Below are 6,000 nucleotides of genomic sequence, written 5' to 3' on the forward strand. Positions count from 1 at the left end.
GGCGGGTCGGGTCAGCGTGGCAGGAGGCCTGCGACCACCGTGGCCGACGGCACGGGACGCGCGGCCCGCCAGCCGGTTCCCGCCCAGAGGGCGAGGTGGTCCGCGCGGTCGGCCGCGGCGGACGCGCGACGCAGCGGCACCGTGACGTGGTGGACCTCGGGGTAGGCGGCCGGCGCCGCCTCCGAGTGCCGCCGGACGAAGTCGGACTCCAGCGAGCGGGCCAGCCGCCCGGAGAAGGCGCGCGTCACGCACGTCGTCGTGAAGGCCGGGTCGGCGAGCGCACGCCGGTAGGCCAGTCCCGTCCCCGCCTCCGGCGTCAGGAGCAGCACCGTGCCGACCTGGACCGCCGCGGCACCGGCCCCGAGCAGCGCGGCGACGCGGTCGGCGTCGCTCACGCCACCGGCCGCGACGACCGGCACGTCGGCCAGACGGGCGACCTCGGCCACGAGGTCGACGAGGTCGGACGCGTCGGGGCGGGCCTCCGGGTCGAGCGTGCCGCGGTGTCCGCCGCCCTCGTGACCCTGCACGACGAGACCGTCGACCCCGGCGTCGAGCGCCGCCTTCGCCTCGGACGCGTCCGTGACGGTCGCGAGGGTCAGCGACCCGCCTCGACGCAGCGCGCCGAGGACCCCGGCGTCCGGCAGCCCGAAGGTGAACGACACGACCGGGACCCGCTCGCGGACCAGCAGGTCGACCTTGCGGTCCCAGTCGTCCGTGTCGCCGGGGTCCGGTTGCGGCAGCTCGACGCCCAGGCGCTGCGCCTCGGGCAGCAGCCGCTCGCGGTAGGCCGCCACCGCCGCCACGCGCCGGGCGCCGGCGAGCCCCGCCCGCGTCGGGTAGGTGTTGGCCGACGCGGGCACGAACAGGTTGACCCCGAACGGCCGGTCGGTCGCGTCCCAGACGTCGGCGACCTGTCGCGCGAGCTGCTCGGTCGTCAGGTACCCGCCCGCGAGGAAGCCCAGCCCACCGGCGTCGCCGACCGCCGCCGCGAGCTCGGGCGTCGAGGGACCGCCCGCCATCGGGGCACCGACGACGGGGACCTCAAGCAGGGACACCAGCGGGGAGTCGGCCATGGACCGACGCTACCGGTCGGCGCCGCGGTCCGTCACCGCGCCGCCACCCGTCACCGCGCCGGCACCCGTGGCCGGGCCCTCAACGGGGACGGACGACCCGGCCCTCGTCCCACACCGGCTCGTCCGACTCGTACACCCGTCCGTCCTGGCCGAAGACGAGAAACCGGTCGAAGCCGCGGGCGAACCACCGGTCGTGGGTCACCGCGACGACGGTCCCCTCGAACCGGTCGAGGCCCTCCTCGAGCGCCTCGGCGGACTGGAGGTCGAGGTTGTCCGTGGGCTCGTCGAGCAGCAGCAGGGTCGCGCCCGACAACTCGAGCAGCAGGATCTGGAACCGTGCCTGCTGCCCGCCGGACAGCGACTCGAACCGCTGCTCGCCACTGCGCGCCAGGTTGTAGCGGTCGAGCGCGCGGGCGGCCTCCTCCCGCGGCTTGCCCGGCCGGTGCTCGTCGCCGCGGTGCAGGATCTCGAGCAGGGTGCGGCCCACGAGCGTCGGGTGCTGGTGGGTCTGGGCGAACCAGCCGGGCCGCACCCGGGACCCGAGCCGGACGAGGCCCTGGTGGGCGACCGGGTCGGGCCGGATGTCGCCGACCGGCCGGTGCTCACGCTCGGGGTCGGTGCCACCCGAGGCGAGCAGGCGCAGGAAGTGGGACTTGCCCGAGCCGTTGCTGCCGAGGATCGCGACCCGTTCGCCGTACCAGACCTCGAGGTCGAACGGCTTCATGAGCCCGGTCAGCTCGAGGGCCTGGGCGACGACGGCCCGCTTCGCCGTCCGTCCGCCGGCGAGCCGCATCCGCACGTGCTGGGTCATCGGCGTCGCCTCGGGCGGCCCGGCGTCCTCGAACTTGGCCAGCCGGGTCTGTGCCGCCTGGTAGCGCGAGGCGAGACCGTCGTTGTAGGCCGCCTTCGTCTTGTACATGAGCACGAGCGCCTTGAGCTTGGCGTGCTCCTCGTCCCAGCGGCGACGCAGCTCCTCGAGGCGGGCGTTGCGGTCCTCGCGGGCCTGCGCGTACGTCGAGAAGCGCCCGGGGTGCACCCAGAGCGTCGCACCGGCAGCACCCGGCTGGAGGGTGGCGATGCGGGTGGCGACCCGGTCGAGCAGCTCGCGGTCGTGGCTGATGAACAGGACCGTCTTCGGCGAGGCCACGAGCGCCTCCTCGAGCCAGCGCTTGCCCGGGACGTCGAGGTAGTTGTCCGGCTCGTCGAGCAGGAGCACCTCCTCGGGCCCCCGGAGCAGCGCCTCGAGGACGAGACGCTTCTGCTCACCGCCGGACAGCGTGTTGACGGCTCGCCACTGCGCCTTCTCGTACGGGACGCCGAGCGCCGCCGTCGTGCACTGGTCCCAGAGCGTCTCCTGCTCGTAGCCGCCCGCCTCACCCCACTCGACGAGGGCATGGGCGTAGGCCATCTGGTCGTCCTCGGAGTCGCGCTCCATCATGAGCAGCTCGGTGCGGTCCACCTCGCGCGCGGCCGTGCGGATCCGGTCGGGCGCCACGGACACGAGCAGGTCACGCACCGTCGAGTCGTCGCGGACGGACCCGACGAACTGCCGCATGACGCCGAGGCCACCGGAGCGGGTCACCGCCCCGTCGTGGGCGGCGAGGTCACCGGCGATGATGCGGGTCAGCGTCGTCTTCCCGGCGCCGTTGGGGCCGACGAGGGCCACCTTGGCGCCCTCCCCCACGCGCAGCGAGACGTCGCCGAGGAGCGGCCTGCCGTCGGGCAGGCTGAAGGAGACCGAGTTGACGTCGACGTGACCCACGAGGGTCAAGCCTGACGCATCGGGCCGGGTGCCGTCACGCCGATATCCCCGACCGGCCGGAGGGCCGACGAGCCGGCGGGCGGGCGGGAGCACTCAGCCCCACGACCACCCGTCGAGCACGGCCTCGTACGCCGCCAGCGCGGTCGGGTCGCCGGGGTCGTAGGTCAGCCGGATCGCGTACGCCTTCTGCGTGAAGACCACGATGTAGTAGACGTGGCGCACGTCCTCGGACTGGTCGACGACGATGCCCTGCGCCGAGTAGCCGGCCACCCGCCGCTCCGGCGCGGCCTTCGGGCGGAAGCCCTTCTCCTCGAAGCCCGAGCGCAGGGTGTCGACGACGTCCGGGAGGCTAGAGGACCCCACGTCGAACGGCCGCTCCACCGCGATGAACCCGGGAACGTCGGAGTCCTGCGGCTGCACGAGGGTGTCCGGCGGCGGGTCGAGGTCACGCTCGGCTGAGGACCACCCGGCGGGGACGGGGTAGCTGTACTCCAGGCCACGGACGCGGTCGTCGCTGAGGGCGGCGGGTGGCAGCTGGGTGGGCAGGGGCTCGATGAGGTGCCCCGAGCTGTCCGTGGTCGGCGCCGTCGAGGACGGCAGCAGCACGATGCCGGTGTCGGTGGGAGCCGGCGGCGCCGGCGGCGGGTCCTCGCTGCACCCGCCGAGCAGCACCGGCCCGAGCACGAGCGCCACCGTGGGGAGGGCCGAGCCGAGCCGGTTCACGGCCTGCCGTCCCGCGGTCAGGACCACGACCACGACGAGAGGATCTCGTCGAGCTCGGTCATGGCGTGGTCGGCGTCCTCCTGCGAGGAGGACAGCGTGAACAGGAAGACGCGGCCCTGGTGGACGAGGCCGTAGGACCGGGCGACGACCTTGATCCCCTGCTGCTCGAACGAGGTGGTGAACCCGGTGGCGGTCGCCCCCGCCACGGACTTGTCGGGGGCCGACGACACCGTGCGTCCGGCCGCCTCGACCTGCGCGCGGCCCTTGTCCAGCTCGTCGCGCAGGGTCCGGCCGTCGCCGGGACTGCTGAGCACGACGAGGTTGTTGGCGAAGCTGCCGACCTTCCTCGAGGACAGCAGCACGAGGTCGATGTCCGCCACCTCGTCGGCGCGGTCGGTCGCCTCCGCCCAGCCCTCCGGGGGCACGGCCGTGAAGGTCGCCGAGCGGCTTCGGACGGCGTCACCCTCCGCCGACTCACCCCCCGCGCCCGACGACGTCGCTGCCGGGCTCGAGGCCGATGACGTCGCCCCGGTGCGCGTCCCGGACGCCCCGTCCTGTCCGTCGGAGTGCGTGGAGCAGCCGGCCAGGACGAGCACGACCGTCAGGCAGATGACCGACGCGACGCGGGAGGGGCGGGCGACCATGCCGAAGATCCAACCACAGCGCCAGGTGCAGCGCCCTGCCGCCTTCAGGGCGCGGACGGCACCCCGACGGGACGACGGCGCTCAGCCGTCGTGCCCGGCCGGCCCGTCACGGCGCGCTCGCGACTGCTCCACGCGGGCCGCGAGCCCGGCGTCCGCGGGGTAGCGCACCTCCTCGAGGCTCAGTCCGTGCGGGGGCATGACGTGCACCTCACCGGCCCGTCCGCCCCGCGCGAGCAAGGCCGCCGGCCACCCGACGGGGCGCCTCCCCTCCCCCACGGCCACCACGGCGCCGACCAGCGAGCGGACCATCGAGTGGCAGAAGGCGTCGGCGCGCACCGTCGCGGCGAGCACGCCGTCGTCGAGGCGACGCCACGAGAGCTCGAGCAGGGTGCGCACCGTCGTCGCCCCGTCCCGCTGCCGGCAGAACGCGGCGAAGTCACGCAGCCCCACGAGGGCCCCCGAGGCGGCGTCCATGGCGTCGGCATCGAGCGGCCGGCGCCACGCGACGGTGTCGAGGCGGCGCAACGGGTCGTGCCGCGCCTGGGGGTCGGCGAGGCGGTAGACGTACCGTCGCTCGAGCGCGGCGAACCGGGCGTCGAACCCGGGCGCGGCGGGCGCGGCGCGGTGCACGACGACGTCGGGGGGCAGCACGCCGGCCAGCCGCCGCACGAGCGCGTCTGCCGGGTCGCGGTCCGAGCGCCCGGGCACGGCGGACCACGAGTGCGGGTCGACGTCGACGTGCGCGACCTGCCCGCGGGCGTGCACCCCCGCGTCGGTGCGGCCGGCGACCGTGAGCCGCAGCGGCTCCGCCGGGCGCAGCACCGTCGCGAGGCCGTCCGCGAGCACGCCCTCGACGGTGCGCCGGCCCGGCTGCGCCGCCCACCCGGAGAAGCCGGTGCCGTCGTAGGCGAGGTCGAGCCGGACCCGCAGCGTGCCGGGTCCGGTGGGTCCGGTGGGTCCGGTGGGTCCGGTCCGCCGGTCCGACCCGCCCGGACCATCCGGCCCGTCCGGTGGCTGCGGCGTCGTGTCGCCCGTCATGTCGGACAACCTATCCGGCGTCCTCGGCACCGTGCCCAGCGCCGTCGCGGGCCGGGCGGCGGAGGCGACCTTCGCCTCCGCTCCGCGTCAACCGACAGGGCCCGTCACCCGTCTCACAGGTGGGACCGGGCACGGAGCCCGGCCCCCAGCACCAAGGGGGCTCACATGTTCGCGACACCACGTCGTCGTCTCGCCGTCGCCGCCGCAGCCGCCGTCCTGGCGGCCGCCACCACGAGCGTGGCCACCGCGTCTCCCGACGCCTCGGCCGCGCCGTACTGCGGCATCACCTGGGGCTCGCTCGCCAAGAGCACCAGTCCCACCGCAATGTGGTCCGGACGCGTCACCGGCGCCCGGGCCGGCCAGCACAGCTGCTACGACCGGCTCGTGCTCGACCTCGCACCCGGCAGGGGCCGCGTCGGCTACAACGTCCGCTACGTCGAGTCCGTCACCGGCCCCGGCAGCGGGCTGCCCGTCCCGGTCGCGGGCGGCGCGAGGCTGCAGGTCACCGTCGATGCGCCCTCCACCCTCGGCACGAGCACCCGCACCTTCACCGGCTGGCGAACCTTCCGCCAGCTGAAGGACGTCGGCAGCTTCGAGGGGTACACCGACTACGGCCTCGGCGTCCGGGCTCGCCTGCCCATGCGGGCCTTCGTCCTGACCGATGCCGACGGCGGACGGCGCCTCGTCGTCGACGTCGCGCACGCCTGGTGACCGGCGTCAGATCTGTCTCTTATACACATCTGACGCTGCCGACGACGGA

General features: G+C 75.1%; 6 protein-coding genes. 1 reads left to right on the forward strand and 5 read right to left on the reverse strand.

Features of this window, described 5'->3' with window-relative positions:
- Positions 1–11: 11 nt before the first annotated feature.
- The 5 genes from ACPYOM_RS09885 to truA form a co-directional block, all read right to left on the reverse strand.
- The gene (locus ACPYOM_RS09885; protein ID WP_481345798.1) at positions 12–1,073 is read right to left on the reverse strand and encodes a nitronate monooxygenase; all 1,062 of its coding nucleotides are present in this window, start codon (positions 1,071–1,073) and stop codon (positions 12–14) included.
- 79 nt (positions 1,074–1,152) lie between these two features.
- Complete coding sequence (locus ACPYOM_RS09890; protein ID WP_481345801.1) at positions 1,153–2,835, reverse strand: ABC-F family ATP-binding cassette domain-containing protein; 1,683 nt, start codon at positions 2,833–2,835, stop codon at positions 1,153–1,155.
- A gap of 93 nt (positions 2,836–2,928) precedes the next feature.
- Complete coding sequence (locus ACPYOM_RS09895) at positions 2,929–3,591, reverse strand: hypothetical protein (RefSeq protein ID WP_481341607.1); 663 nt, start codon at positions 3,589–3,591, stop codon at positions 2,929–2,931.
- A complete protein-coding gene (locus tag ACPYOM_RS09900; protein WP_481345799.1) occupies positions 3,576–4,202 on the reverse strand; it encodes a hypothetical protein in 627 nt (208 codons plus the stop codon). Before ACPYOM_RS09900 ends, ACPYOM_RS09895 begins: the two co-directional genes overlap by 16 nt.
- 81 nt (positions 4,203–4,283) lie before the next feature.
- The gene (truA, locus tag ACPYOM_RS09905) at positions 4,284–5,240 is read right to left on the reverse strand and encodes a tRNA pseudouridine(38-40) synthase TruA (RefSeq protein WP_481345800.1); all 957 of its coding nucleotides are present in this window, start codon (positions 5,238–5,240) and stop codon (positions 4,284–4,286) included.
- 165 nt (positions 5,241–5,405) lie between these two features.
- Between truA and ACPYOM_RS09910 the strand changes: the two genes are divergently transcribed.
- Positions 5,406–5,951: an AMIN-like domain-containing (lipo)protein gene (locus ACPYOM_RS09910; protein ID WP_481341604.1), complete on the forward strand. Its 546-nt coding sequence runs from the start codon at positions 5,406–5,408 to the stop codon at positions 5,949–5,951.
- Positions 5,952–6,000: the final 49 nt, after the last annotated feature.

The organism is Monashia sp. HAY1-2A, from assembly GCF_056755315.1.